Genomic DNA, 24836 nt, shown 5'->3' on the forward strand with positions numbered 1-24836 from the left:
GTCGAAGTGCCATGTATGCGCTACCGTACCTCGCGAGAACCGGTGGCCGGAAGACCACAACAGTCTCTTCTTGAACGGCATCATCCGGTCCTCAAATCATGCGACGAGATGGATACTGTGGCAAAAGGTCAAAACTGACGGACCCTTCCGGGACGGTTCTGCCCTCGCGCGTCCCAAGGGCCGTGATCGAACGCTTCGGGGTTGCGCGGATTCACGGGCTGCTGACTGAGCCGCTTGCTGCGAGGCCAAGACAGCCTATGGGAAGGGATTTCCGCTCCCGGGCGCGGCCCCGTTCGGAGCAACGTTGATCCGTGCGTGGCTGAACCTCGTGGAGTGAATTTTCGGCCAGTGGACCACACGGCGTCCACCCAGGGCCATGCACGTGCAGTTGGCCCCAGGGCAAAACACCGATGGCGTGGAACCCGGGCCATCGGCTCGGGATCCACGCCATCGGCGGTGGTCTGCGGGGTTGGCTAAACGGCGTCCAGGTCCGTTTCCAGCAATGCAACCAGGGAATCCAGTGCGGCTTCGGCGCCGTCGCCGGATGCGCGCAGCACCACCTCGTCGCCCTTGGCTGCGCCCAGCGTCATCAGGGAGAGGATGCTCGAGGCGTCGAGGGCATCGTCCTCCGGAGCTCCCTTGGGTGCGATGGTGACCTCGATGTCCAGGGCGCCTGCTGCTTCGGCGAAGAGCGCGGCGGGACGGGCATGCAGGCCTGAGGCGCTGGCGATGGTGGCAAGACGTTCGGACATGTGTTTTCTCCTGTGTACGAAGGTGTTTGGGAAACAGTTGGGGGCAGGCAGGACCAATCCTACGGTGCCGGGGTATTGGCTACAGGCCCAGTTCGGCCAGTGCCGGCAGCGCCTCGCGCACCGCGGTGCGTGCTGCCTCGGCGCTCGGTGCGGCCAGGGCCAGCTGAGCCAATTCGCCGGCGCGGTCCAGCGTGACGGTCTTGAGCACCGCGGCCACGGAGGCCAGCGAGCGGGCGGACATCGACAGGGTCGAGACGCCCAAACCAACCAGCACCACGGCCAGTGCCGGATCCGCCGCGGCCTCGCCGCAGACGCCCACGGGTTTGTGGTTGCCCTCGGCGCGTGAGCCGGCGACAGTCAATTCGATCAGGCGCAGCACCGCGGGCTGCCATGGGTTGTTCAGCGCGGCCAGCGGGCCGAGCTGCCGGTCCGCGGCCATGGTGTACTGCGTCAGGTCGTTGGTGCCCAGGGACGCGAAGGACACCTGGCCCAGGATGGACTCGGAGCTCAGTGCCGCGGAGGGGACCTCGACCATCACCCCGGGGATGGACAGTCCCGCGTCGGCGCACATTGCGGCGAAGTCGGCAGCCTCGGACGGCGTGGAAATCATCGGGGCCATGACCCACACCTCGGCCTCGGAGCCGGCGGATGCGGTGGCGATGGCGGAGAGCTGGCGGGCCAGCACCCCGGGCGAGGTGGTGTCGGTGCGGTAGCCGCGCACGCCCAGTGCGGGGTTGGGTTCCGAGGCGTCGGTGAGGAACGGCAGCGGCTTGTCGGCACCCGCGTCCAGCGTGCGCACCACGACCTTCTTGGATCCGAAGGCGTCGAAGACGGCCTTGTACTCGGCGACCTGCTCCTCGATGGACGGCTCGGTGTCGCGGCCCAGGAAGCAGAATTCGGTGCGCAGCAGCCCCACGCCCTGGGCACCGGCCGCAGCGGCCTTCACCGCGTCCTTGCCGCCGCCGACATTGGCCAGCAGCGGAACCAGGTGCCCGTCGGCCATCACGCCGTTGCCGTCAAAGACCGAGAGCAGCGCTGCGTTCTTCAGCCAGGCGTCCACGGCCGCGCGCTCGGTGTCGCCCGGGGAGGTGGAAATGGTTCCGGCGGCGCCGTCGACGAAGACCACGGTGCCGGATTCCAGCGCCTCCAGTCCCTTGGCCGCGACGATGGCGGTCAATCCCATGGCGCGGGCGATGATGGCGGTGTGCGACTGCGGTCCGCCGCCGGTGGTCAGCAGGGCAACGACCTTTGCCGGGTCCAGCGTGGCGGTGTCCGCCGGGGCCAGGTCCTCGGCCACCAGGATGAAAGGGTCAGTCGAATCGGGGATGCCGGGGGCGGGGACCCCGCGCAATGCGGCCACGATGCGGGCGCGGACGTCCAGCACGTCGGTGGCGCGTTCGGCCATGTAGCCGCCGAGGGTGATGAGCATCTGGGCGACGGTTTCGCCCGACTCCCAGATGCCGCGTTCGGCCGAAAGGCCGGTGGTGATCAGCTTGTTTGCACCCTTGAGCAGCATCGAGTCGGTGGCCATCTGCGCGGTGGCCTCAAGCACGGCCTTGGCCTCGGGGCTGGCGGTTGCGGCGCGGGTGCGCAGGTCCTTCTGCACGGACGCGGCGGCCTCCTTGAGCCCGGCGATGGCCTGCTCCGCGGTGACCGCGGCGTCCAGCTTCTCGCCGGCCGGCGGCTCGGAAAGCGCCGGGGGCATATGCCGGATGGTTCCGATGACGCGTCCGGGCATGACGCCCACTCCGGAGAAGTTTTGCACTTGAGTTCCTCGTTCCCGTGGGTTGCTCTTGGGTTGTCCGTTGCGCGATGCAGACGATGACCACGCAGGACTCGAGCATAAACTCAAGCTGTGATCCCCTTCATATAGCAATGCTATAGGTGCTAGGGTAGCAGTCATGAGTCTAGACATCCAGCTTCCGCCGAGGGAGCGACTGCTGCAGGCAGCCGTCGAGCTCTTGGCCAATTCGGACGGGGCTCCGGTCTCCACCCGGAAGATCACCGAGCTGGCGGGGGTCACGGCGCCGACGCTGTACCACCACTTCGGGGACAAGGAAGGCCTGTTCGACGCGGTCGTTGCCGTCGGTTTCGAGCAGTACGTGGCCAGTGAAATGGACCTTGAACCCACCGGGAAGCCGCTGGACGACGTGCGGCGCATGTGGGACCAGCACGTGCGCTTCGGCATCGAGAAACCGCACCTGTACCTGGTGATGTTCGGCAAGGTCAGGCCCGGGAACCGTTCCAACAGGGTCTCGGAGGCGGAGGCGCTGCTGCGCGGGAAGCTCGACCGGGCCGCGGAAGCCGGGCACCTGAACGTGCCCCCGGCCGACGCGGTGCGCAGCATCCTGGCCGCGAACATCGGGGTCACCCTGATGCTCATCTCCGAGCCGGAGAAGGAGCGGAACTTCGAGCTGTCCGACATGACGCGCGATGCCGTGATCACCGCGGTGTCCTCGGAGGCCGGCATTGCCGACTCCGCCACCCCGGTGGGTGCCTCCGCGGTCGTCGTGGCCGCCATCGCGCTGAACGCCGCGCTGGAGTCCTCGAACCCGCAGCAACTTTCCAACACCGAAATGAAGATGTTCCTCGAATGGCTGCATCGCATCTCCAAGACGACATAACCGTCCACACACGTCGGTTCCTTCCCTGCGACGGCGCAGGACAAACGATTAGGAAAAATCATGGCAACACAAACTGAGGCGGCCACCCGCGGCGGCCTGCGGGTCGGGGTGCAGAAGTTCGGCACTTTCCTCTCGGGAATGATCATGCCCAACATCGGGGCGTTCATCGCCTGGGGGTTGATCACCGCGCTGTTCATCCCCGCCGGCTACTTCCCCAACGAGGACCTCGGGGCGCTCGTGGGGCCGATGATCACCTACCTGCTGCCGTTGCTGATCGGCTACACCGGCGGCAAGATGGTCCACGGCGTGCGCGGCGGGGTGCTCGGCGCGATCGCCACCATGGGCGTGATCGTCGGCGCCGACATCCCGATGTTCATCGGCGCGATGATCATGGGCCCGCTGGCGGCCTACGTCATGAAGCGGCTGGACCGGATCTGGGAAGGGAAGGTCAAGCCGGGCTTCGAAATGCTCATCGACAACTTCTCCGCCGGCATCGTCGGTGCCTTCATGGCCGTCGTCGGGCTGTGGGTGGTCAAGCCGCTGGTGGAGGCCTTCTCCATCGGAGCCGGCAACGTCGTCCAGTTCCTGGTCGCCCACGGGCTGCTGCCGCTGACCAGCATCTTCATCGAGCCGGCCAAGGTCCTGTTCCTGAACAACGCCGTCAACCACGGCATCCTCACCCCGCTGGGCACCGAGCAGGCCCTGGAGCAGGGCAAGTCCATCCTCTTCCTGCTTGAGGCCAACCCCGGCCCGGGCCTTGGCATCCTGCTGGCCTACTCGTTCTTCGGCAAGGGCCTGGCCAAGGGCTCGGCACCGGGCGCCGCGGTCATCCAGTTCCTTGGCGGCATCCACGAAATCTACTTCCCGTACGTCCTGATGAAGCCGATCATGATCCTGGCCGCCATCGGCGGCGGCATGACCGGTGTGTTCATGCTGGTCATCACCGGCGCGGGCCTGCGTGCCCCGGCCGCCCCGGGCAGCATCTTCGCCGTGTTCGCCATGACCCCGCCGGACAGCTTCTTCGGTGTGGGCCTGTCCGTCACCCTGGCCACCGCCGTGTCATTCCTCATCGGTTCGTTCATCCTCAAGGTCAGCAAGACCCCCGAGGACGACGGCCTGGGCGATGCCACCGCCAAGATGGAAGCGATGAAGGGCAAGAAGAGCTCGGTCGCCTTCGCGCTGGCCGGGGACGGGGCCGCCGGCCCGGTCCGCAACGTGGTCTTCGCCTGCGACGCCGGCATGGGATCGAGCGCCATGGGCGCCTCGGTGCTGCGCAACATGTTCAAGAAGGAAGGGCTGGTGGACGTCAAGGTCACCAACTCGGCCATCGCGAACCTCTCCGACACCTACGACATCGTGGTCACCCACCAGGACCTGGCAGCCCGCGCCAAGCCCGTGACGGCCAGCGCCGTGCATGTCTCGGTCGACAACTTCATGAACAGCCCGCGCTACGAGGAAATCGTGGAACTGGTGCGCACCCGCAACGCCGGGCCCGCGGAAACCGTATCCGTGGGTGCCCCGGGCGCCGCGGACCACGCCGCCAGGCATGCGGCCGCCCCCGCCGAAACCGGGGCCGCCGTTTCGGGTGCACCGGTGCAGGAAACCGCGACCCCGGCACGTGAGGTGCTGGTCGCCGACAGCGTCGTGCTCACCGGCACCGCCGCGTCGCGCGATGCAGCCATCGACGAGGCCGGAGCCCTGCTGCTGGCACGCGGTGCCGTCAACGGGGAATACGTGGCCTCGATGCACACCCGCGAGGCCTCGGTGTCCACCTACATGGGCAACTTCCTGGCCATCCCGCACGGAACCAACGAGGCCAAGGGCAATATCGCCAGCTCCGCGGTGTCGATCATCCGCTACCCCGAGGGCATCGACTGGAACGGCAAGGAGGTCAAGTTCGTGGTCGGCATCGCCGGGGTGAACAACGAGCACCTGGCCATCCTGTCCTCGATCGCGCGGGTCTTCACCGACAAGGCGCAGGTGGCACGGCTGGAAACCGCCACCACCCGCGAGGAAATCCTGGACATCTTCGGAAAGGTCAACGCATCGTGAAGGTAGTACATTTTGGGGCAGGGAACATCGGCCGGGGATTCGTCGGGCTGCTGCTGCACGACGCGGGCTACGAGATCGTGTTTGCCGACGTGGCCGACGCGCTGATCTCCGCGCTGGATGCGGCGGAGAGCTACCAGGTGCACGAGGTCGGACAGGATCCGAAGGTGCGCACGGTGGACAACTTCCGCGCGCTGAATTCCTCGACCCAGGCCGACGCGGTCATCGACGAGATCGCCACGGCGGACATGGTCACCACGGCGGTCGGCCCGCACATCCTGAAGTTCGTCGCCCCGCTGATTGCCGCCGGCATCGCCAAGCGCGACACCGCGCTGGCACCGCTGCAGGTCATGGCGTGCGAGAACGCCATCAACGCCACGGACATCCTTGAAGCGGCCGTGCGTGCCGACGGCGCCGCCGCTGCGGAGGCGGTAGACGCCAACGCGATCTTCGCCAACACCGCGGTGGATCGCATCGTGCCGAACCAGGCGCCCGGACAGGGCCTGGACGTCACGGTGGAAACCTTCTTCGAGTGGGTCATCGACAAGACCCCGTTCGGGGATGCAGTGCCCCAGATCGGCGGAGCGACGTTCGTGGAGGACCTGGGTCCGTACATCGAGCGCAAGCTCTTCACCGTGAACACCGGGCACGCCTCCACGGCGTACCTGGGCTTTGCCGCCGGCCTGGAGAAGATCTCCGAGGCGATGGCCGACCCGCAGGTCTTTGCCAAGGTTGCCGCCGTGCTGGCGGAAACGAAGTCCCTGCTGGTGTCCAAGCACGGCTTTGCCGAGGCCGACCAAGAGGCCTATGTGCAAAAGATCCTGGCCCGGTTCTCCAACGAGTACCTGCCCGACACCGTGGTGCGCGTGGGCCGGGCGCCGCTGCGCAAGCTCAGCCGGCACGAGCGGTTCATCGGCCCGGCCGCCGAGCTGGCGGAGAACGGCATCAAGCCGGTGGCGCTGCTCGAGGCCATGGCCGCGGCGTTGCGGTTCAACGATCCGGAAGACACCGAGGCCGCCGAAATGGCGGTGATCCTGGCGGGCAACCCGAGTGAAGCGGCCACCGAGAAGATCACCGGGCTGGCTGCAGACCACCCGCTCTTCGGATCGGTGAACGAACTGGTCAAGGCCGCGCAGGCCGGCTGATTCCACCATGTGGGTCCGGGCATTGGCCGGGCTCCTTGAACGGACAGGCATTAGGGTGCCGGTTTCCTTCTCCGCTGGAGCAGGAAACCGGCACCCTTTGTCGTTGGTCGGGAGCTCGGGGGAGCGCGCCGGATGCGAGGGCCGGGCATGGGCAGATGCGACGGTGGGCAGCTGCCGGGGGGAGCAGATATTCCCGGCGCCCGTGTCTACAGGGACGCCAAGAAATGCAGCGCATTTCGACGTCGGGTGATGACCCGCACCGCAGCGGCTACAAGGTGGGAATGGTGAGGGCGGCGACCGCCGCGAGGGCGCCGATTCCGAGGAGGATGGCACTGCCGGTCGCGACCGTGAGACCCCTGCCTTGTTGTCGTTTGCCGGCAACCACGCCGGTGGTGATGCCTGCCGCGACAGCAAGACCGCAGCCCAGGTAGGCGATGAGGGCTTCCATTGCGTAATCGGGTACAGGCAGTGGCGGGTCCACGAGCGCGATTGAATACCGCATCGACGCGATGAACAGGAGGACCGCGACAACAATTGCGGTCACGGCCGCCGTGCTGGCCCAGGCGGTTGCCTTCGTCACGGGTTCCCCTCCATCCCTCAAGGATGATCGTATCTCCCGGCGGGTGGGCGGCAGCTCGCTGCGGCGACATGGACCTCCCGCCGCGGGTGGAACCGCGGTTAGAAGAGGGTGGTTTGGTTTTGCGGCCAGTAGGGGTTGCGGCGGGGGACCTGCTCGGGGTCCAGGTGCCGGGGCAGCAGGACATGGGGGAGCCCGTTGTGGATGAGCAGGTGCAGCAGGCCGTTGTCGGCCATGTGGTGGTGGCAGGCGCAGCCGGGGGTCAGCCCGGCGACGCCGGTGCCCCCGCCGGCTGCCCAGCCGTCGATGTGGCATATCTCCAGGTGTTCGGGCGGGACGCTGCAGCCGGGGTAGAAGCAGCCGCCGTCGCGGGCCAGGACGGCGCGCCGGATGGTGTCGTTGGCCAGGCGCATTTCCCGCCCGACGTCGAGGACCTCGCTTTGCCCGCCCAGCACGAGCGGGATGGCGCCGTCGGTGGCCAGTCGCCGGCGGATCTCGCCGATGGGGATTTCCAGTCCGTTGGCGCTCCAGCCGTTGCCCTTGGCCAGGCCCAGCAGGGTTTCGAGGCGGCAGTGGATGACCAGTTGGGCGGTGGGCAGCCCGGTGGTGCCCCGGGGCGGGGCGCCCTGCGGTGCCCGCATGAGGTTCAGCAGCAGCTGGAGGTGTCGCTGGGCCGCGGTGAGTCCGTCCGGTCCGGGCTCCGGAGGGGAGCCGGGGTCCGGGTCCGGGAAGGATTCGGCGTTTTCGGGGCGGGTGAACCAATCCGGGCCGTCCGGGGGAGCCATGGCGGTGCCCGGTTCGGGCCCGGGTGCCTGGCTGGTGCTATCCGTGGTGGTGCCGGTGTTCCATGTGCCGTTTCCGGTTGCTTCCGTGGTCTTGGTGTCGGAGTTCCCGGCCCCGTTCCCGGCGGTGGGGTTCATGCCGGTGGCCGAGGCGGCGAGCCCCTGGCGGTTTCCGGCCAGGGTCCGGGGGTTGTCGGCGGCGGCGAAGTGGGAGAGGAAGACCTCGGCATCGGCGTTGAGCATGCAGGCGGAAAAGTGGGTGTAGTGCCGGGTGCGCTTGGTGACGACGATGCCGGTCCGCTCGCGGATCTCGGCGGGTGACGGGGGCTGCCCGGCGTCGGGGGACTGGTCCAGTTCGTCGCCTATGCCCGCCAGCAGCCGGCCGGTGTCCCTCGGGATGCCGGCGGCCACGGAACCGGCGACCTTCTCCTCGATCCGGGCGGCGAGGTCCCCGGGGGAAGGCTGGCGGGCGATGGCGTGGGCAAGCTTGTCGAGCCGGCGGGCCGCGGCCGAAACCGGTCCCAGGCGTGCGGCCCCGGATTCCAGCGCTTCGGCGAGCCTGGGGTAGCGGGGTCCGGCGGGGTTGCCGTGGACATCGGTGCCCGGCAGCAGGGAGTTGGCGGCGTGCAGGCGGTGGAGGGCGAGGGTGCGGGGGATGCGCAGGTCGTGTTCCAGGAAGCCGGAGGTGTCCTTGAAGGGCATGATGCCCCTCGGGACGGTGGCGGGGTCCGCGGGCAGTTCCCGGTTCCCGGCAATGAACGCGGTCGGGTCGGCTGCGATGGAGCGCACCTCGTCCAGGGACTCGGGCCCCAGGTCCTGGACGAGGGTGCGTTGGGCGGCGCGGGCGGCGCGAAGCTGGGTGATTTCGCCTCGCTGGTGGGCGCGTTCGACGGTGTGGGCGAGAAGCGCGGCCTGGGTGGGGGAGGTGGTCTCGGCGGCCAGTTCGGCGGCCAGGGCCGCGGCCCGCCATTCCAGGGCTGCAAGCAGGCGCAGCTTATCGACCGGCGACACTGGGTGTCCCGGCTCGCCACCGGTGGTGGTGAGGGCGTCGATGAGCTGGCATGTTTCCATGGCACCAGTGTGCGCCGCGGGGCCGGCGGGGCGCGGATAAATGCCGGGGACCTGTGGAGACCGGTCCGGGCAGCATGTGCGGGAAAGCGGCCGCGAACGGTTGCCCCCGCGGGGAACAAGTCCCATCGGCAGCGGCCGGAACCCGGTATCGCGTGGCAGAATAAAAACATGGACTCGAACCAACTGCTTGTCAATTCCGCCATTGAACAACTGCGGAGCAGGTGGCCAGGGGCGCAGGACTCGGTGGCGGCCGCTGCCGTTGTTCTGGAGGACGGGCAGATCCTGACCAGCGTCAGCTTCGACAATTTCAACGCCGCCGCGACGCTGTGCGCCGAGGCCGGCGCGGTCGCCCAGGCCTACACCCTCGGAAAGCGCGTGGTGGCTTCGGCCTGCGTGACCAATGGAACCGAAGAAGGAACCTATCAGGTGCTTGCGCCCTGCGGCATCTGCCAAGAGCGCCTGGCCGTCTGGGGACCCGAGGTCCTGGCCGCGGTGCCGGGTTCGGCGGGAAACGATACGTGGGAAATGCTGACCCTGCGGGAACTGAACCCCTACTACTGGGCAACCTCGTTCACTGCGGACGGACACTGGCCCTCAACCGCCGAGCACGGGGAATAGGCTTTACGAACCGCCCCGGCATCCAATCAGGGGGCCGGCGCGGTCACCAGAGGTCGCGGTCGACCACTGCCGAACGGATCTTGGCCAGCATGGCCCCGAATTGTTCCTGTTCGGCCACGGATAGCGGGTCGAAGAGCGTTTCGCGCACGAACGAGACGTGGTCGGGGGCCGCGCCGCGAATCGTTTTCCAGCCTGCCTCGGTCAGCTTGATGTCCTGGCCGCGGCCATCGCAGCTGGAGGCGCAGCGCTCGATCAGGCCCTTGGCCTCCATCCGGCGCAACAGGTGCGAGACCCGGGAGCGCTCCCATTGCAGCGTCGCGGCCAGGTCGCCCGAGCGCAGCGCGTCGGGAGCTGTCTGCGAAACCGCGGCAAGGACCGCGTACTCGCCGCTGGACATCCCGGCGTCGCGGGTGAGCTGGCGATCCATCGCGCTGGGGAAGCCCCAGAGGAATTCCCGGAACTCGAGCCACAGCTGGGCTTCTTCTTTGTTGAGCCAACGGGGCTCGGACATGGTGCGCCTCACACTTCTTCATATTTGGTTGACATGTCAATTTTCTCGCGGCAGAATGGAGATATCAAGTTTTAGTTGACACGTCAACAAACAGCCCGCGTGTCACCCCCCCCAGACCAAGGAGACCCCGCATGACCAAGATTGCCATCATCACCGGTTCAACCCGCCCGGGACGCAACAACGCCGGCGTGGCCCAGTGGGTCCTGGAACAGGCCAACCTGCGCGGCGACGCCGACTACGAGCTCGTTGACATCGCCGATTTCAACCTGGCACTGCTGGATGAAGCCTACCCGGCTGCCTACCAGAACTACCAGAACGAGGCCACCAAGGCCTGGTCCGCCAAGATCGCCGAATTCGATGGCTATGTCTTCGTCACCCCCGAGTACAACCACTCGGTCGCCCCGGCCCTGGCCAACGCGCTGTCCTACCTGAACGCCGAGTTCGCCAACAAGGCCGCCGGCATCGTCTCCTACGGCTCGGCCCACGGCGTGCGCGCCGTCGAGCACCTGCGCGGCATCCTCTCCGAGCTGCAGATCGCCCACGTGCAGAAGACCGGCATGTTCTCGCTGTTCACCGACTTCGAGAACTTCTCGGTGTTCAAGCCGACCGAGATGCAGGCAGCCTCGCTGGCACCGGTCCTGGACCAGCTGGTGCCGTGGACCGTTGCACTGAAGTCGGTTCGCGACGCCGCACTGGTTTCCGCCTAAGGGATTATCCCCCCAAGGCAACATCGCCTGGCCGCTCCCCGTGCAACATGGGGGCGCGGGAACCGGCCAGGCAAATCCCCGGGCCGCCCGCCTCGTGTCGTTCAACGGACGAGTGCGCCGGCCCGCGGGATGAAGGCCTGCCCCGGAGAAATCCACGGGCAGGCCATTCCTTTTCCTCCATGGTGCTTCAGGGCACCCGAACATAGGGTTGGGTTATGAGCGAGCAGCAGCACAGCACCGCCGGTGCATATGTCACGGGCGCGGAATTCACGCGCGACACCAACTACATCCAGGACCGGATCGTCGCAGATCCCGACGCCGTGCGCGCCTCCGGCGGGCCGACCGCGGGGACCATCGGCAACGTGCATGCGGGCGTGGCCGAAGGCGCCGAGCTCTGGCCGGTTCAGGCCGGCCGCTACCGGCTGGTTGCCGCCCGCGCCTGCCCGTGGGCCAACCGTGCCATCATCGTGCGGCGCCTGCTGGGACTGGAAGACGCGATCTCGCTGGGCACACCCGGACCGGTGCACGACGTCCGCTCGTGGACCTTCGACCTGGATGACGGCGGGGTGGACCCGGTGCTGGGCACCGAGCGGATCCAGGAGAACTACTTCAAGCGCTTCGCGAACTACCCGCGCGGCATCACCGTGCCGGCGATCGTCGATGTGCCATCCGGTGCCGTGGTCACCAACGACTACCCGCAGATCACCCTGGACCTCGCCACCCAGTGGAAGGAGTTCCAGCGCGAAGGCGCCCCGGACCTGTTGCCGGAGGACAAGCTCGAGGAGATGATGCCGATCATCAAGCGCATCTTCACCGAGGTCAACAACGGGGTCTACCGCTGCGGCTTCGCCGGAAGCCAGCAGGCCTACGACGAGGCCTACGACCGGCTCTGGACAGCCATGGACTGGCTCGAGGAACGCCTGGCAACCCGCCGCTTCCTGATGGGGGACTCGATCACCGAGGCCGACGTGCGGCTGTTCACCACCCTGGTCCGCTTCGACCCGGTCTACCACGGGCACTTCAAGGCCAACCGGAACAAGCTCACCGAGATGCCGAACCTCTGGGGCTACGCCCGCGACCTGTTCGCGCTGCCCGGATTCGGCGACACCATCGACTTCGAGCAGATCAAGAAGCACTACTACGTGGTCCATGAGGACATCAACCCGACGCAGATCGTCCCGGTCGGCCCGGACCTGGAAAACTGGCTCGAACCGCACGGTCGCGAGGCCCTCGGCGGGAACCCGTGGGGGACCGGCACCGCTCCGGAACCGGTGCGTGATTCCGAGAAGGTCGCCGCCGGGCACAACCCGCTCTACCCGCTGGCCTAAGTTCCACCGGGCCAAGAAGCACGTGTGAAGCAGGCCAGGAACCCCCACTCGATATTCTTCGGTTGGGGGTTCTTGGCTCCTGCGTGGTTCCACCGCGAGTTGATGGCTCCGAAAGCGGGCCGAAGCCACCGCCAACAACTCTGGCCGCGGCCAGCGGGCCGGGTTTAGCGTGAAAGCATGGAGCGAACACTTAAAGGAAAGATCGCCCTGGTTGCCGGGGCGACGCGCGGGGCCGGACGTGGCATTGCCGTCGCGCTGGGCGAGGCCGGGGCCACGGTGTACTGCACCGGGCGCAGCACCCGGGCCGCGCGCAGCGAGTACGACCGCCCCGAAACCATCGAGGAAACCGCTGAACGTGTCACCGCGGCCGGAGGCACCGGGATCGCGGTGGCCGTTGACCACCTGGATTCCGATGCGGTTGCCGCGCTCGTGGCACGCATCGATGCCGAGCAGGGCAGGCTGGACCTGCTGGTCAACGACATCTGGGGCGGGGAAAAACTCATTCAGTGGGAACAGAACATCTGGGAGCACGACCTCGAGGCCGGCCTGCACATGCTGGAACTTGGGGTGAAGACGCACCTGATCACCTCCCACCACGCGCTGGGGCTGCTTTCCCGGAAGCCCGGAGGCCTGGTGGTCGAGGTGACCGACGGGACCAAGGAATTCAACGGAAGCCACTACCGGGTCTCCACGTTCTACGACCTGGCCAAGAACGCTGCGTTGCGCATGGCCTTCACGCTCGCCCACGAACTCAAGGCCCACGGGTGCGCTGCAGTGGTCGTGAGCCCGGGGTGGCTGCGCTCGGAGATGATGCTGGAAAACTACGGGGTCACCGAGGACAACTGGCAAAGCTCCCCGGAGGAGGACGGGCACTTTGCCGCGATCAGCGAATCCCCGCGTTTCGTGGGCCGGGCAATCTCCGCGCTCGCCGCGGATCCCGAGGTCCTCTCGCGCAGCGGCGGATCATTCTCGAGCGGGGGGCTTGCCCGCGAATACGGATTCACGGACCTGGACGGTTCGGCACCAGATTGCTGGCGCTACATGGACGAGGTGCAGGGGGCCGGGCTGCCGGCCAACGGTGCCGGGTACCGCTAGCGGTGTGCCACCACGATGAGTTCCCCGGCGCCGCGGCCCACCGGTTCCCGCTGCCATCCGCCTAACACCGAATCGACGCACAGGCCCGAGGCGGCCAGGTCGGTTCGCAATTGCTGCTCGTTGCGGAAGGCCAGCACCGCGTCCTCGAACTCCCGGTTGCCATCGGCCAGCAGCCGGTGCTCGGTGATGGCCACCAAGCCGCGCTCGCGTTCCTGGGCATCGATCCACAATTGGACGCCGGTCCCGTCGGGCAGCGTGTGCTGGCTGCGTGTGGTGCCCGGGGTCCAGCGTTCCCAGGCCCGTGCCTGCGGATCGCGGGAATCGAAGACCAGCCGTCCGCCGGGCCGCAAGGCGCGGTGGACATCGGCCAAGGTGCGGTGCCATTCGTTATCGTCGTTGATGGCCTGGGCCACGTGCGAACTCATCAGCACCGCATCGAACACGGCATCCGGAGGCAGCTGCGCCGAGGTGCCATCGATCCAGTCAACAGCATGGGCGCCGGGCTTTGCCCTGGCCGCGGCCAACGAGCCGGCGTGCGGGTCCAGGCCGGTGACCCGGTGTCCGGCTTCGGCCAGGGCGATGGTCAGTCGACCGGTTCCGCAGCCGAGGTCAAGGACCCTGCTGCGGGGTTGTTCGTCGATGAAGCCAAGGAAGAAGTCCTCGGCCACGGTCCAGGTGTTCTCGGCATCGTAGAGGTCCGCGTGCTGCTCCGGGGTCAGGAATGACTGCATGGGCCGAGCCTAAACGAATTTTGCCAAAGATTGTATAAACGTTGTGTTGCAATTGCTGCGAACACCCTCGACGCCGGTGGTGCCGGGAACTGGGCCCAGCCGGGGCCGGTGGAGAATCCGGGCGCTTCCGCGGAGCAACGTGGTGTTTCGGACGGACGCCGGCCCCGCGGTGTGGAGCGCCGGAGGCGCGGGCGACGACGGAGGGCCAGTGCCCTGCCTGAGCGCCACCACACCCACCCCGAGATGCCATGGACTGGTGATGGATGCGGCGGCAGCTCGGTGCGGACGCCGAGGAATCAGCTGGGCTTGCGGGCGGACCAGATCATGTTGGTGCGCAGGTACTTCGGCTTGACCTGGACGTCCTCGAAGCCTGCCTGGATGAAGCGCTCGCGCAGCGCCTCGGGGGCCAGGAAGCCCAAGGTCGAATCGACGAGGTATTCGTAGGACGCCCGGTCCTTGCCGATGAACTGCCCCAATACCGGGATCACGATGCGCATGCCCAGGCGGATGGCCGGTGCCAGCGGCCCGGCCGGGGGAGATGACTCCAATGCGGAGACCATGCCGCCGGGCTTGAGCACGCGGAACTGTTCGGCCAGCACCTTGTCCAGGTCGCTGACGTTGCGCAGCAGGTAGCCGTGGGTGACCGCATCGAAGGAGGCATCGGCGAAGGGAAGCTCGTGGGCGTCGGCAAACTGCCATTCGATACCGTCGCCGCCGTTGATCTGCCGGGCCAGGGCCAACATCGAGTCGGAGAAATCGGCGCCGGTGATGCTGGCCGCGGGGTACTGCTTGCGGATTTCGCGGGCGATGACGCCCGTTCCGGTGGCCAGGTCAAGGTAGTCGCGTCCCGGGAACGAGGTGGCGCGGGCGGCGACCTCGCGGCACCAGGTTTGGTGCGAGCCCAGGGTCATCAGGCGGTTGATCAGGTCGTAGCGCCGAGCGACGGAATTGAAGGTCGCCTGGACTGAGGAATCTTTGTTTTGCATTGCCGCCGGTTCTTGCGTGGGAGTGCTGGTGGGGTTCGTCTTCGAGTCTATGTGAGGGCGCGGTCCGAGGCGGCATTGCGCGCACCCGGTCCGGGACGCCGGAGGGCAAGGTGGGAGGCGCCGTGCCACCATGGGAAGCATGGAGATTTCCACCAAGCGGCTGCTGCTGCGCGAATACGGCCCCGGTGACCAGAACGCCGTGCATGCCTTCGCCTCCGACCCGGTGGTGTGTGCCTTCGCCGAATGGGGGCCCAACACGCCGCAGGAGACGGCGGTGTTTTTGGAGGAATGTGCCGCGGTGCAGGCTGCGGCGCCACGGGAGACCTGGACCTTGGCCGTTGACTTGGGCGGCTCGGTCATCGGTTCGGTGGCGCTGATGACCGGGAAATCGGATCTGGTCCACGGGCCCCGTGAAGCGGAGATCGGCTATGTCCTGCGCCGTGACGCCTGGGGCAACGGGTACGCGGCGGAAGCCGCCGAGGCGCTGCTGTCCTGGGCCGGGGCGCACCTGGGGCTCACGAGGGTGGTGGCCACCTGCCGACCGGAGAACACCGGCTCGGTGCGGGTGCTGGAAAAGATCGGAATGCGGCAGGTGGACTACCTGCCCGGCCACAAGCGCATCGACGGAAAGGCGCGGGATTCGCTCGTGTTTGCCGGCCTGCTTCCGGTGGGCGAACCCGCGGGGACATCGGCCGGCTAAAGGGTCACCGCCCAGTATGCAGGGCTGCCGGTTGCGGGAAGCCCTCGCCGCCACTTTCGGTGTTCCACCGCCAAGGATGGGCCCACCCCGGGTAGGCCGCGAGCTGAATTATGGCTCGAAAATGCTTCACGGGTCCTGTCCAGGGACACCCCCGGTCGCCGCGGCTGAAACAGCCAACCGGGGCCTGGTGTGGGAGGCATGTGGCAGCGGTAAATCCACTTCATCGATTACTGTCGGCCGCCGATCCGGAGGTCTCGGCGTGTCCTTTTGATGGACCCTCCGCCGGTATTGGGTCTGGTCCGGTATTGGGGCTGCTCGGGCTTGGGTGACGGCAGGTCGCTGCCTCCCCGTGGCCGTTTGCCCCTGGGTAGGGACCCATCGAAGGCGTCTTCAACGTTGTCGGCGACGGGCTCTTCCTGCCCGGGCCACGGCGGAATTGTCTGCGCCGGGATCGAATCCTCGGTCGCCTTGGCGCCGGAACAGCGAGTTTCGATCAACCCTTGCCCGGAGTGTTGAGAGCTTCGGGCAAGTCTCGATGGATGCTCCCTTTCGGCGAACCAGCCATGCGGGTTTGCAGCTTCCGGGCAGCAACTGCATTCCGCATATGGCGGGCTTGTGACTTCGCTGACCCAACTTTATACAGCTAACCAATAGACTTTATGTCAGGTGAGGCAATCGAGGGAGTCCGACCGGGTGCCCAAACCGACGCTTCAGGAAGCAAAGACACCACGGGAAGCGCCGGAAACTTGGGGCTTAGCCAATGCCGAATCCTTGAATCATGCCGTGCCATGTGGCCCGGCCATCAACCCACGAAGGAATCCACATGCTCACATTCGCAGTGATCGGAGGCAGTGGCCTCCTGCTCCTCATCGTGTCCATGACCCTGGGAGAGCTTGTCGATTTCTTCGACGGAATCATCTCCACCACTGCCGTCGGTGCGGCAGCGACGCTTTTCGGCGCCGCGGGTGCGATTGTGTTGCTCAACGACGGTCCACTCTTTCTGGCCTACAGCGCGGGAGCCATTCTGGGGGTCATTGCCATCGTCGGCGTAGCGCTGCTTGCCCGAAAGATGGCCAGTATCTCCAACGCACAGCCGCACGAAGTCATCGGCCTTCTGGGCGTCGCCACCACAGACATCAACGACATCGTCGGGAAAGTTCAGCTGGACCACCCCGATGAAATCAACCAGCGCCTCGTCTTTTCAAGCAGCCCCATCGAGCAGGGCACACCAATTGCCGTCGTGGCAATTGTTGGAGACCGCATCAGGGTCGCATCCACCTCTGAACTGAACGGAATTTAACCATGGATCTTGCCGTAAATGGAACCGTCATCGCAGTCGCAGCAATCCTCGCTGTCCTCATAGCCCTCATCTGGTACGCCACCACCCGACTGGTTACCGTGGCACCCAACCAGGCAATCATCCGTGCCGGCAAGGGATCGAAGGGCCAGGTGCAGATCTTCACCAAGGGCATCGTGCTTTTCCTGCCGGTCATCCACCAGAAATACGTCATGTCGCTCGAGCAACGCCAGGTGGAGCTTGCCGTGGAAGGCGTTGACAAGAACTTCATCACCACCTCGGTGACAGCCAGCCTGAACTTCAAGTTCGACGATTCGGTCGAGGGAATGAGCAAGGCCGTCCAACGGTTCCTCACCCACTCGAAGGAGGACCTGAACGCCTCGGTGACCAAGTCGGCCGAGGGCGTGCTGCGCGGCATCGTTTCGGCGATGTCGGTCGAGGACGCCAACAACAACCGCAAGGAATTCCAGGACCAGTCGCTGGAATCGGCGGTCACCCAGTTCGCCGAGCAGGGCATCCAGATCGATGCCTTCAACATCTCTTCGGTCAGCACCCCGTCCCGCACGGTGCTGGGCCCGGACAACAAGCCGACGACCATCGACTACCTCGAGGAAGTCGGAAAGCCGGGCCTGGAACGGGCCAAGCGCGAAGCACGCATCGCGACCTCCAAGGCCTTCCAGGAATCCGAAGCCGCCCGCATTGCGCAGGAGGGCGAGACCGCAGCCCTCGAGCGGGACCTTGCCATCAGGAAGGCGGAGTTCAAGGCCGAACGGGACCGCGCCGAAGCCATTGCGGAGGCCGCCAAGGGGATCGCCACCGCGGAGCAGGATGTGACCGTCGCCGAGCTGGAGCGCAAGGCCCTGGCCGAGAAGGCCCTGGTGGAGCAGGAGCGCCTGGACATCGAGGTGCACAAGCCGGCCGACGCCCAGGCCTACAAGATGCGCACCGACGCCGAGGCCAAGCGGGACGCGGACGTGTTCAGCGCCACCGCGCGAGCCAACTCGAAGGCCATCGAGGCCGAGGGCTCCAAGAAGGCGTCCATCGCCGATGCCGAGGCCCGCGCCGCTGCCCAGACCGTTGAGGCCGAGGCGTCCAAGAACGCCGAGGTGTTCAAGGCCCAGGGTCTGGCAACGGCGATCGAGCTCAATGCCAAGGCGGAAGCCGACGCCGTGCGCCTGCGTGGCGAAGCGGAGGGCGCATCGATTGCCGCCATTGGCGAAGCCACCGCCAAGGCCGAGGACGCGAAGGCCGTGGCCTTGACCGGCCACACCCAGGCCTCGCTGGCTTTCCTGGCGATCAGCGCCCTGCCGGACATCGTCAAGGCCAGCTCCGATGCCGTGGCCGGCATCGACAACTACACGGTGATCAGCTCGGACGGTGCATCCGATGCCGTCAAGCAGGCCAACCGCATCGTCACCGAGGGCCTGGCGATGATCAAGGGCAGCACCGAGATCGACATCGCCGGAATGCTTTCCGGACTCCTGAACGGCGCGGGAACAACCCCGGAAGCGGTCTCGGCATCGGCACCTGTCGTGCGATCCGAGGAATCGGTCGCCGAGCGGAACTGACCGAACACGCTTGCCACACCCGCCGATCGCCCCGCCAAACCGGCGGGACGATCGGCCGTGGTGCACCCTGCCCGGGGACTGCACGCAAGGGCGGGCATCCGGGACCGGCTACAGCGCGGTGCTGCCGGCCTCCGCGACCTCCTGGTCCTGGGCACCGGAGCCACCGCTGACCCCGACGGCGCCGACGACCACGCCGTCGCGGCGGATCGGGATGCCGCCGGCGAAGATCATGATGCGCCCGTGGTTGGAGGCGTGGATGCCGTAGAACTGCTGGGTCGGCTGCGAATTCTCCGCCAGGTCCTTGGTGGGAAGGTCGAAGGCCCGGGCGGTGAAGGCCTTGTTGATGGAGATGTCGATGCTGCCCAGCCAGGCACCGTCCATCCGCACGTGGGAGACCAGGTTCCCGCCGGCGTCGACGACGGCGATGTTCATGGGCTGGCCGATTTCGGCCGCGCGCGCCTCGGCGGCGGCAGTGATGGTGCGGGCGTCCGCGAGATTCAGTGACATGGCAATGCTCCTACAGGGGGGTTGGTTGTGGATGGCTACCGGGTGAGGTAGCCGTTGGGATCCAGGACGTATTTGGTGGCCGCCCCGGCGTCGAACTCGGCGTAGCCGCGCGGGGCGTCGGACAGCGGGATCGCCTGGGCGTTGACGGCCTTGGCGATGTGGATCTTCTCGTGCAGGATCGCCATCATCAGCTGCCGGTTGTACTTCATCACCGGGCACTGGCCGGTGGCGAAGGACAGGGACTTGGCCCAGCCGGTGCCCAGCGACAGGGACAGGCTGCCCTGCTTCGCCGCCTCGTCCACCGCTCCGGGGTCCCCGGTGACATAGAGCCCGGGGATGCCCAGGGATCCGCCGGCCCGGGTGAGGTCCATGAGCGAGTTCAGCACGGTGGCCGGGGCTTCCTGCGCGCCGGAGCCGTGCCCGTGGCCGCGGGCCTCGAAGCCGACCGCGTCGATGCCGCAGTCGACCTCGCGCACGCCGAGGATTTGCTCGATCTGGTCGGCCGGGTCCCCGGCCCCGACGTTGATGGTTTCGCAGCCGAAGGACCGTGCCTGGGCGAGGCGGTCCTCGTTCAGGTCGCCCACGATGACCACAGCCGCCCCCAGCAGCTGGGCGGACGCGGCGGCGGCGAGCCCGACGGGCCCGGCCCCTGCCACGTAGACGGTCGAGCCGACGGTGACCCCGGCGGTGACGGCGCCGTGGAAGCCGGTGGGCAGGATGTCCGAGAGCATGGTCAGGTCCATGATCTTTTCCAGCGCCTGGTCCCGGTCGGGGAACCTGAGCAGGTTCCAGTCGGCGTAGGGGACCAGGACGAACTCGGCCTGGCCGCCGACCCAGCCGCCCATGTCGACGTAGCCGTAGGCGCTTCCGGGGCGGTCGGGGTTCACGTTCAGGCAGATCCCCGTCTGCCCCTCCTTGCAGTTGCGGCAGCGGCCGCAGGAGATGTTGAAGGGCACCGAGACGATGTCCCCGACCTTGAGGAACTCCACGTCGGGGCCGGTCTCGATGACCTCCCCGGTGATCTCGTGGCCCAGGACCAGGCCGGCCGGTGCGGTGGTGCGGCCGCGGACCATGTGCTGGTCCGAACCGCAGATGTTGGTGCTCACGGTGCGCAGGATGGCCCCGTGGGGGACCTTGCGCCCGACGTTGGCGGGGTTGACCCCGGGTCCGTCCCTGAGCTCGAGGGTGGGGTACGGGGTGTCGATGACCTCGACGACCCCGGGTTTCACGTAGGCGACGGCCTTGTTTCCGGGCACGGGCACCACTACCTTCCGCAGTTCTGTTCTCTCCGTCGGACGGGAACCGGGAAGCGAATGCCAATGTGGGCGTTGCGGTGCGCGGGGAAAAGCAGGTCCCCGGGCGCGATGATGGCCCCAAGCCTTCGATGGCCGTGTTGCATGTGCCGCGGTCTCCGGCCCCCATCCCTTATGGCCCCAGCGTACGACCTGGACGCGGACAAGGCCATGGGTGGGCCCCGCCGATCGGCGCCGATGTGAAAGCGTCGGTGGGGCCGTGGCAGGATTGAAATATGACGATCACCGCAGCCGCAGACGGATCAGCCCTTGGAAACCCGGGACCGGCAGGATGGGCCTGGTACATCGACGACGACCGCTGGGCCGCCGGCGGCTGGGCCCACGGCACCAACAACATGGGCGAGCTCATGGCCGTGCTTGACCTTTTCCGCGCCACCGCGCACCTGCCCGAGGAGGAACTGCACATCCTGTGCGATTCCCAATACGTGATCAACTCGGTGACCAAGTGGATGCCGGGCTGGAAGAAGAAGGGCTGGAAGAAGTCCGACGGCAAGCCGGTGCTGAACCTGGAGCTGCTCAAGGACATCGACGCCGCCATCACGGGCCGCAAGTACCGATTCGAATGGGTCAAGGGCCACGCCGGGCACGAGCTGAACGAGGCCGCCGACGACCGCGCCCGCGCCGCCGCCACCGCCTACCAGGCAGGCAAGGAGCCGGACGCCGGACCGGGGCTCGACGGTGTGCAGGGGGCCGCCGAAGCAACCGCCAACCACGAGGTTCCGGCGCCCGACGGCCACGACTCGATGATCTTCGAGGACCTGGATGTGCAGGTGCCGAGGTCAGCGGTTGCCGCCGAATCGGCGCCGGCCGAACCTGTTGCCACCGATTCGGTGCCTGCCGACCCGGCGGCTCAACTCGCCGCGGACGTGCAGATGGTCTTCGAACTGGAAACCGAGCTTCTCTCCCCGGCGGTGCGCGGGGACCTGACAGAGGTCATGGCATTCCTGCACCCGGAGTTCCAGGAGATCAGCCGCGACGGTTCGTTGACAGACCGCTCCACCATCATCGCCGCGTTCAACGCCGCCGAGCCGCTGCCCGTCGGCGGCGCCTTGCAGGTTCTGGCCGCCACGCCCTGGGGCCTGGACAAGGTGCAGCTGGCCTACCGGCTGCTGGCCGGGGACCAAGCGGTGCTGTGCTCGTCGTTCTGGCAGCGGGTCGAGGGTCGCTGGCTGCTGCGCTACCGCCAGGAAACGCCGACCGCCTGAGCAGGTCGGCGGCCGTCGGGTACGGGTGGGTCGGTAATGTGGGGGTCGTGACTACGCAGAGCAACCACACCACTGTCATTGACCAGCGCTTCGCCCCGGTGGCCGAGCTGATGTCTTCCTTCGCCGCCAACGATCCGGACTACTCCGGCCAGCTGGCCGTTTACCAGGACGGAAACCTGGCGCTGGACATGAGCGTGGGTGAGAACTGCACCCCCGACTCGATGACCGGGGTGTTCTCCTGTTCCAAGGGGGCCGGGGCCATCGTCATGGCGCTGCTGGTGCAACAGGGGCTGCTGGACCTGGAGGCACCGGTGGCCGTGTACTGGCCCGAGTTCGCCGCTGCCGGGAAGGCCTCGATCACCGTGGCGCAGCTGCTCAGCCACCAGGCGGGCCTGCCCGGGGTCGCCGGGGGGTTCACCCAGGAGGAACTGGTTGATTCGCGGCTGGCCGCCGGCATCCTGGCGGCGACCGCACCGCTGTGGACCCCGGGCAGCACGCACAGCTACCACGCGCTGACCATGGGCGTGTTCATGGAGGAACTCGCCCGCCGCTGCGCACAGGAAACCCTGCAGGAGATCTTCGAGCGCCGCATTCGGGCCCCGCACGACATCGACTTCCACCTGGGCCTGCCCGAGGATCTTGAACCGCGCTTCCGCCCGGTCCTGGCGGCCCTCGACGCCGGTCCGGCTCCCTTCCTCGACCCGTTCTCCCCGATGGGGCTGGCCATGAACTCGACCGGCGGGTTCGAAGGACCCAAGGGGCCCAGCTTCGAGATCATGGACGTGCCCAATGTGCGCGCCATCCGCGAGGCCGGCCTGGCCGCGATCGGCGGGGTGGCCAACGCCCGCGGGCTGGCCAGGCTCTATGCGCTGGCCAGCACCGGGTTCGTCGACGAGTCCGGGGACGAGCATGCGCCGCTGCTCACCGAGGCCACGATCGCGCAGGTGTCCCAGGACCGGGTGTTCGGACTGGACCGGGCCGGAGGCTCTCCCGGGGCCTTCGGCATCGGGTTCATGAAGGCCCACGCGAACAACGACTTCGGGTCCGCGCGGGCCTTTGGCCACGACGGGGCCAACGCCTCGCTGGGATATGCGGATCCGGCCTACGGGCTGGCGCTGGGCTATGTCCCGGCACGGGCCGAAGCCAACGGGACCGGTTCGCGCGGCGGGCAGCTGAGCGTGCTGGCCCGCCAGGTGCTGCTGGCCGGCTAGATGACCCCGGAGAAGGAGTCGTTCAGGTGCTGGTCGCCGCGGATTTCCTCGAGCCAGGGGATCTGCGCGGGGTCGGCGCCCTGGTGGGTCGGCACGATGTCGCAGCGCACCTCGTAGGTGTCCGGGCCCACGGAAACCGGACCGTTGCCATGCGCCGCGGGCTCGGGCGCGTGCTCCGGCATGCCCAGGGGATCGGCACCGTGGCCGATGACGTTCCTGGCGGGATGCCCGTTGGTGCGGTGGGTCTTGCGGCGGTTTGTGGTCTTCATGTTTTCCAGCGTGCGCGCGTTGGCTAGGTGCTTGCTGTGTGCCGGCACAGCGCAGCCGGTGAGTCGTGTCAACGAGGTTGGGCCCCGGGTGTTGCGCAGCGTGTCGCCGCGGTGCCTGAACAAGGGCGGTGGCGGCGATACGCTGGGGGCGTGGAATTTTCGAAACGATATCTGGCCCTGGGCGACTCGTTCACCGAGGGCATGGGCGATGTGGACGGGAACCGGCCGAACCAGGTGCGCGGTTGGGCCGACCGGGTTGCCGAGCAACTCTGTGCGGACCCGGACTGGGGATATGCCAACCTGGCGATCCGCGGCAAGAAGGTCGGGCAGGTGATCGCCGAACAGCTGCCCGTGGCGCTGACCATGCGCCCGACGCTGGTCAGCCTGTACATGGGCGGCAACGACATCCTGCGCCCCAGCGTCGACATCGACACCATGATGTCCAGGTACGAGGAGACGGTGGGCCAGCTGGCCGCAACCGGCGCCTCGCTGCTGCTGTTCACCGGGTTCGATTCCAACGGCTCGGCAATCTTCGAAAAGACCCGCGGCCGCACCGCCATCTACAACGAGGCCGTGCGCGAAATCGCCGAACGCCACGGGGCAGTGATCGCCGACTACTGGCGCTGGCGCGAATTCCGGGACTGGCGCTACTGGGCCACCGACCGACTGCACATGGGCACCGCCGGGCACACCCTGATGGCCGGGAAGGTGCTCGAGGTCCTGGAACGGGACAGCGCCATCCAGCCTCCGGAGCTCCCGCCGCTGGTCGCGCAGTCACGGGCCGAAAAGCTGCGAGCGGACGCGGTCTGGGCCAAGGAATTCCTGGCCCCGTGGGTCAAGCGCCGGCTCACCGGGACCTCGTCGGGGGACAACCTGTCCGCCCGCTACCCGCGCTACGTCTCGCTTCAGGCACCGGCGGCCCGGTAACCAAAGGTCGCGCCGCTGGCCAAGAAGTGTTCGAGGGTGCTTTGCTGGTGGGCATGGACGGGCAGCAGGAACCGCAGGGACAACACGAGGACGAACCGCACAACCAGGGCGTGGCCGAAAGGCTTAACTGGCTGCGTGCCGGGGTGCTGGGCGCCAACGACGGGATCGTCTCGGTCGCAGCGGTGGTCGTCGGTGTTGCCGGTGCCACCACGGCCCACGGACCGATCCTTGCGGCCGGGGCGGCCGCCGCCATCGGCGGGGCGATCTCCATGGCGCTGGGGGAGTACGTCTCGGTGTCCAGTTCGGCGGATTCGCAAAAGGCGCTCATCGAGAAGGAACGCCTCGAGCTGGCCCAGATGCCGCAGGAAGAACTGGCGGAGCTGGCCGGACTATACGAGGCCAAGGGGCTGAGCCAGGAAACCGCCGCCCGGGTGGCCCACGAACTGACCGCCCACGATGCGCTGGCCGCGCACCTTGATGCAGAGCTGCAGCTCGACGAACAAGAGGTGCTGAACCCGTGGAACGCCGCCGTGGCCTCGGCGGTGTCCTTCACGGTGGGGGCCGCGTTGCCCTTCGCCACCGCGGTGTTCCTGCCCGGGCCACTGAAGATCCCGGTGACCTTCATCGCCGTGATGCTGGCGCTGGGAATCACCGGTGCGCTCGGCGCCCGGCTGGGCGGGGCCCCGATGCTTCGACCGACGCTGCGGGTGCTCATCGGCGGGGCCGCGGCTCTCGGGATCACCTTCGCCATCGGCTCCTGGCTGGGTGTCGCCGGGATCGTGTAGCTGCGGCTCGGCGCGCTTGCGGTCGGGTCCGGACTGGATCTGCCTGGTTTGGGTGGTGGAACACCACGGGGAGCCCGA

Annotated in this window: 24 protein-coding genes; 14 read left to right on the top strand and 10 right to left on the bottom strand. The window is 67.5% G+C overall.

What is annotated here, in order from left to right:
- Positions 1–473: 473 nt before the first annotated feature.
- Positions 474–752: an HPr family phosphocarrier protein gene (locus tag JOF46_RS07555; RefSeq protein WP_071216729.1), complete on the bottom strand. Its 279-nt coding sequence runs from the start codon at positions 750–752 to the stop codon at positions 474–476.
- A gap of 79 nt (positions 753–831) precedes the next feature.
- Positions 832–2517 carry a phosphoenolpyruvate--protein phosphotransferase gene (gene ptsP, locus JOF46_RS07560; RefSeq protein ID WP_209906766.1) on the bottom strand — a complete coding sequence of 562 codons (1686 nt, stop codon included), beginning with the start codon at positions 2515–2517 and terminating at the stop codon, positions 832–834.
- A gap of 136 nt (positions 2518–2653) precedes the next feature.
- Between ptsP and JOF46_RS07565 the strand changes: the two genes are divergently transcribed.
- The 3 genes from JOF46_RS07565 to JOF46_RS07575 are packed head-to-tail and all read left to right on the top strand — an operon-like array spanning position 2654 to position 6570.
- On the top strand, positions 2654–3376 hold the full coding sequence (locus tag JOF46_RS07565; protein ID WP_209906767.1) for a TetR/AcrR family transcriptional regulator: 723 nt from the start codon (positions 2654–2656) through the stop codon (positions 3374–3376).
- Between the two features lie 60 nt (positions 3377–3436).
- The gene (locus JOF46_RS07570) at positions 3437–5428 is read left to right on the top strand and encodes a PTS mannitol transporter subunit IICBA (RefSeq protein ID WP_209906768.1); all 1992 of its coding nucleotides are present in this window, start codon (positions 3437–3439) and stop codon (positions 5426–5428) included.
- Entirely contained in the window at positions 5425–6570 is a 1146-nt protein-coding gene (locus tag JOF46_RS07575; protein ID WP_209906769.1) for a mannitol-1-phosphate 5-dehydrogenase, read from the top strand. The genes JOF46_RS07570 and JOF46_RS07575 overlap by 4 nt, the downstream gene beginning before the upstream one ends.
- 268 nt (positions 6571–6838) lie before the next feature.
- On the opposite strand, the gene JOF46_RS07580 is transcribed toward JOF46_RS07575, so the two are convergent.
- Positions 6839–7150 carry a hypothetical protein gene (locus tag JOF46_RS07580; RefSeq protein ID WP_209906770.1) on the bottom strand — a complete coding sequence of 104 codons (312 nt, stop codon included), beginning with the start codon at positions 7148–7150 and terminating at the stop codon, positions 6839–6841.
- A gap of 98 nt (positions 7151–7248) precedes the next feature.
- The gene (locus tag JOF46_RS07585) at positions 7249–9000 is read right to left on the bottom strand and encodes an HNH endonuclease signature motif containing protein (protein ID WP_209906771.1); all 1752 of its coding nucleotides are present in this window, start codon (positions 8998–9000) and stop codon (positions 7249–7251) included.
- Between the two features lie 168 nt (positions 9001–9168).
- Between JOF46_RS07585 and JOF46_RS07590 the strand changes: the two genes are divergently transcribed.
- Positions 9169–9618 carry a cytidine deaminase gene (locus JOF46_RS07590; protein ID WP_209906772.1) on the top strand — a complete coding sequence of 150 codons (450 nt, stop codon included), beginning with the start codon at positions 9169–9171 and terminating at the stop codon, positions 9616–9618.
- A 43-nt stretch (positions 9619–9661) separates the two neighbouring features.
- Here the strand turns inward: JOF46_RS07590 and JOF46_RS07595 are convergent, their stop codons facing one another.
- On the bottom strand, positions 9662–10129 hold the full coding sequence (locus tag JOF46_RS07595) for a MarR family winged helix-turn-helix transcriptional regulator (RefSeq protein ID WP_209906773.1): 468 nt from the start codon (positions 10127–10129) through the stop codon (positions 9662–9664).
- 131 nt (positions 10130–10260) lie between these two features.
- Between JOF46_RS07595 and JOF46_RS07600 the strand changes: the two genes are divergently transcribed.
- The 3 genes from JOF46_RS07600 (at position 10261) to JOF46_RS07610 (ending at position 13259) form a co-directional block, all read left to right on the top strand.
- A complete protein-coding gene (locus JOF46_RS07600; RefSeq protein ID WP_209906774.1) occupies positions 10261–10836 on the top strand; it encodes an NADPH-dependent FMN reductase in 576 nt (191 codons plus the stop codon).
- Between the two features lie 215 nt (positions 10837–11051).
- Complete coding sequence (locus tag JOF46_RS07605; RefSeq protein ID WP_209906775.1) at positions 11052–12164, top strand: glutathione S-transferase family protein; 1113 nt, start codon at positions 11052–11054, stop codon at positions 12162–12164.
- A 177-nt stretch (positions 12165–12341) separates the two neighbouring features.
- A complete protein-coding gene (locus tag JOF46_RS07610) occupies positions 12342–13259 on the top strand; it encodes an SDR family oxidoreductase (RefSeq protein ID WP_209906776.1) in 918 nt (305 codons plus the stop codon).
- Here the strand turns inward: JOF46_RS07610 and JOF46_RS07615 are convergent.
- Positions 13256–13990 carry a class I SAM-dependent methyltransferase gene (locus JOF46_RS07615; protein ID WP_209906777.1) on the bottom strand — a complete coding sequence of 245 codons (735 nt, stop codon included), beginning with the start codon at positions 13988–13990 and terminating at the stop codon, positions 13256–13258. The two genes, JOF46_RS07610 and JOF46_RS07615, sit on opposite strands and share 4 nt — an antisense overlap.
- A 296-nt stretch (positions 13991–14286) precedes the next feature.
- The gene (locus tag JOF46_RS07620; RefSeq protein WP_209906778.1) at positions 14287–14976 is read right to left on the bottom strand and encodes a ubiquinone/menaquinone biosynthesis methyltransferase; all 690 of its coding nucleotides are present in this window, start codon (positions 14974–14976) and stop codon (positions 14287–14289) included.
- A 139-nt stretch (positions 14977–15115) separates the two neighbouring features.
- Between JOF46_RS07620 and JOF46_RS07625 the strand changes: the two genes are divergently transcribed.
- The 3 genes from JOF46_RS07625 (at position 15116) to JOF46_RS07635 (ending at position 18541) form a co-directional block, all read left to right on the top strand.
- Positions 15116–15676 (top strand): GNAT family N-acetyltransferase, encoded by a 561-nt coding sequence (locus JOF46_RS07625; RefSeq protein ID WP_209906779.1) that lies wholly within the window; start codon positions 15116–15118, stop codon positions 15674–15676.
- An 823-nt stretch (positions 15677–16499) separates the two neighbouring features.
- Entirely contained in the window at positions 16500–16976 is a 477-nt protein-coding gene (locus tag JOF46_RS07630) for an NfeD family protein (RefSeq protein WP_209906780.1), read from the top strand.
- Between the two features lie 2 nt (positions 16977–16978).
- A complete protein-coding gene (locus tag JOF46_RS07635; protein ID WP_209906781.1) occupies positions 16979–18541 on the top strand; it encodes an SPFH domain-containing protein in 1563 nt (520 codons plus the stop codon).
- Positions 18542–18649: 108 nt separating this feature from the next.
- Here the strand turns inward: JOF46_RS07635 and JOF46_RS07640 are convergent, their stop codons facing one another.
- Both JOF46_RS07640 and fdhA read right to left on the bottom strand, forming a co-directional pair.
- Complete coding sequence (locus JOF46_RS07640; protein WP_209906782.1) at positions 18650–19048, bottom strand: GlcG/HbpS family heme-binding protein; 399 nt, start codon at positions 19046–19048, stop codon at positions 18650–18652.
- Positions 19049–19083: 35 nt separating this feature from the next.
- On the bottom strand, positions 19084–20304 hold the full coding sequence (gene fdhA / locus JOF46_RS07645) for a formaldehyde dehydrogenase, glutathione-independent (RefSeq protein ID WP_209906783.1): 1221 nt from the start codon (positions 20302–20304) through the stop codon (positions 19084–19086).
- Between the two features lie 272 nt (positions 20305–20576).
- On the opposite strand from fdhA, the gene JOF46_RS07650 reads away from it, so the two are divergent.
- Positions 20577–21566 (top strand): ribonuclease HI family protein, encoded by a 990-nt coding sequence (locus tag JOF46_RS07650; protein WP_209906784.1) that lies wholly within the window; start codon positions 20577–20579, stop codon positions 21564–21566.
- Between the two features lie 47 nt (positions 21567–21613).
- Positions 21614–22777: a serine hydrolase domain-containing protein gene (locus JOF46_RS07655; RefSeq protein WP_342592392.1), complete on the top strand. Its 1164-nt coding sequence runs from the start codon at positions 21614–21616 to the stop codon at positions 22775–22777.
- Here the strand turns inward: JOF46_RS07655 and JOF46_RS07660 are convergent.
- Positions 22774–23046, bottom strand: a complete 273-nt coding sequence (locus tag JOF46_RS07660; RefSeq protein WP_209906785.1) for a hypothetical protein — start codon at positions 23044–23046, stop codon at positions 22774–22776. The two genes, JOF46_RS07655 and JOF46_RS07660, sit on opposite strands and share 4 nt — an antisense overlap.
- Positions 23047–23196: 150 nt before the next feature.
- Between JOF46_RS07660 and JOF46_RS07665 the strand changes: the two genes are divergently transcribed.
- Positions 23197–23973 (top strand): SGNH/GDSL hydrolase family protein, encoded by a 777-nt coding sequence (locus tag JOF46_RS07665; protein WP_209906786.1) that lies wholly within the window; start codon positions 23197–23199, stop codon positions 23971–23973.
- A 53-nt stretch (positions 23974–24026) separates the two neighbouring features.
- Complete coding sequence (locus JOF46_RS07670; RefSeq protein ID WP_209906787.1) at positions 24027–24758, top strand: VIT1/CCC1 transporter family protein; 732 nt, start codon at positions 24027–24029, stop codon at positions 24756–24758.
- Positions 24759–24836: the final 78 nt, after the last annotated feature.

Origin of the sequence: Paeniglutamicibacter psychrophenolicus, assembly GCF_017876575.1 — a bacterium.
Classification (GTDB): Bacteria; Actinomycetota; Actinomycetes; order Actinomycetales; family Micrococcaceae; genus Paeniglutamicibacter; species Paeniglutamicibacter psychrophenolicus.

Coding starts and splice junctions, on each gene's coding strand:
- JOF46_RS07555 (WP_071216729.1), bottom strand. CDS start 752: ATGTCCGAACGTCTTGCCACCATCGCCAGCGCCTCAGGCCTGCATGCC.
- JOF46_RS07565 (WP_209906767.1), top strand. CDS start 2,654: ATGAGTCTAGACATCCAGCTTCCGCCGAGGGAGCGACTGCTGCAGGCA.
- JOF46_RS07570 (WP_209906768.1), top strand. CDS start 3,437: ATGGCAACACAAACTGAGGCGGCCACCCGCGGCGGCCTGCGGGTCGGG.
- JOF46_RS07585 (WP_209906771.1), bottom strand. CDS start 9,000: ATGGAAACATGCCAGCTCATCGACGCCCTCACCACCACCGGTGGCGAG.
- JOF46_RS07590 (WP_209906772.1), top strand. CDS start 9,169: ATGGACTCGAACCAACTGCTTGTCAATTCCGCCATTGAACAACTGCGG.
- JOF46_RS07595 (WP_209906773.1), bottom strand. CDS start 10,129: ATGTCCGAGCCCCGTTGGCTCAACAAAGAAGAAGCCCAGCTGTGGCTC.
- JOF46_RS07600 (WP_209906774.1), top strand. CDS start 10,261: ATGACCAAGATTGCCATCATCACCGGTTCAACCCGCCCGGGACGCAAC.
- JOF46_RS07605 (WP_209906775.1), top strand. CDS start 11,052: ATGAGCGAGCAGCAGCACAGCACCGCCGGTGCATATGTCACGGGCGCG.
- JOF46_RS07610 (WP_209906776.1), top strand. CDS start 12,342: ATGGAGCGAACACTTAAAGGAAAGATCGCCCTGGTTGCCGGGGCGACG.
- JOF46_RS07615 (WP_209906777.1), bottom strand. CDS start 13,990: ATGCAGTCATTCCTGACCCCGGAGCAGCACGCGGACCTCTACGATGCC.
- JOF46_RS07620 (WP_209906778.1), bottom strand. CDS start 14,976: ATGCAAAACAAAGATTCCTCAGTCCAGGCGACCTTCAATTCCGTCGCT.
- JOF46_RS07625 (WP_209906779.1), top strand. CDS start 15,116: ATGGAGATTTCCACCAAGCGGCTGCTGCTGCGCGAATACGGCCCCGGT.
- JOF46_RS07630 (WP_209906780.1), top strand. CDS start 16,500: ATGCTCACATTCGCAGTGATCGGAGGCAGTGGCCTCCTGCTCCTCATC.
- JOF46_RS07635 (WP_209906781.1), top strand. CDS start 16,979: ATGGATCTTGCCGTAAATGGAACCGTCATCGCAGTCGCAGCAATCCTC.
- JOF46_RS07640 (WP_209906782.1), bottom strand. CDS start 19,048: ATGTCACTGAATCTCGCGGACGCCCGCACCATCACTGCCGCCGCCGAG.
- JOF46_RS07650 (WP_209906784.1), top strand. CDS start 20,577: ATGACGATCACCGCAGCCGCAGACGGATCAGCCCTTGGAAACCCGGGA.
- JOF46_RS07660 (WP_209906785.1), bottom strand. CDS start 23,046: ATGAAGACCACAAACCGCCGCAAGACCCACCGCACCAACGGGCATCCC.
- JOF46_RS07670 (WP_209906787.1), top strand. CDS start 24,027: ATGGACGGGCAGCAGGAACCGCAGGGACAACACGAGGACGAACCGCAC.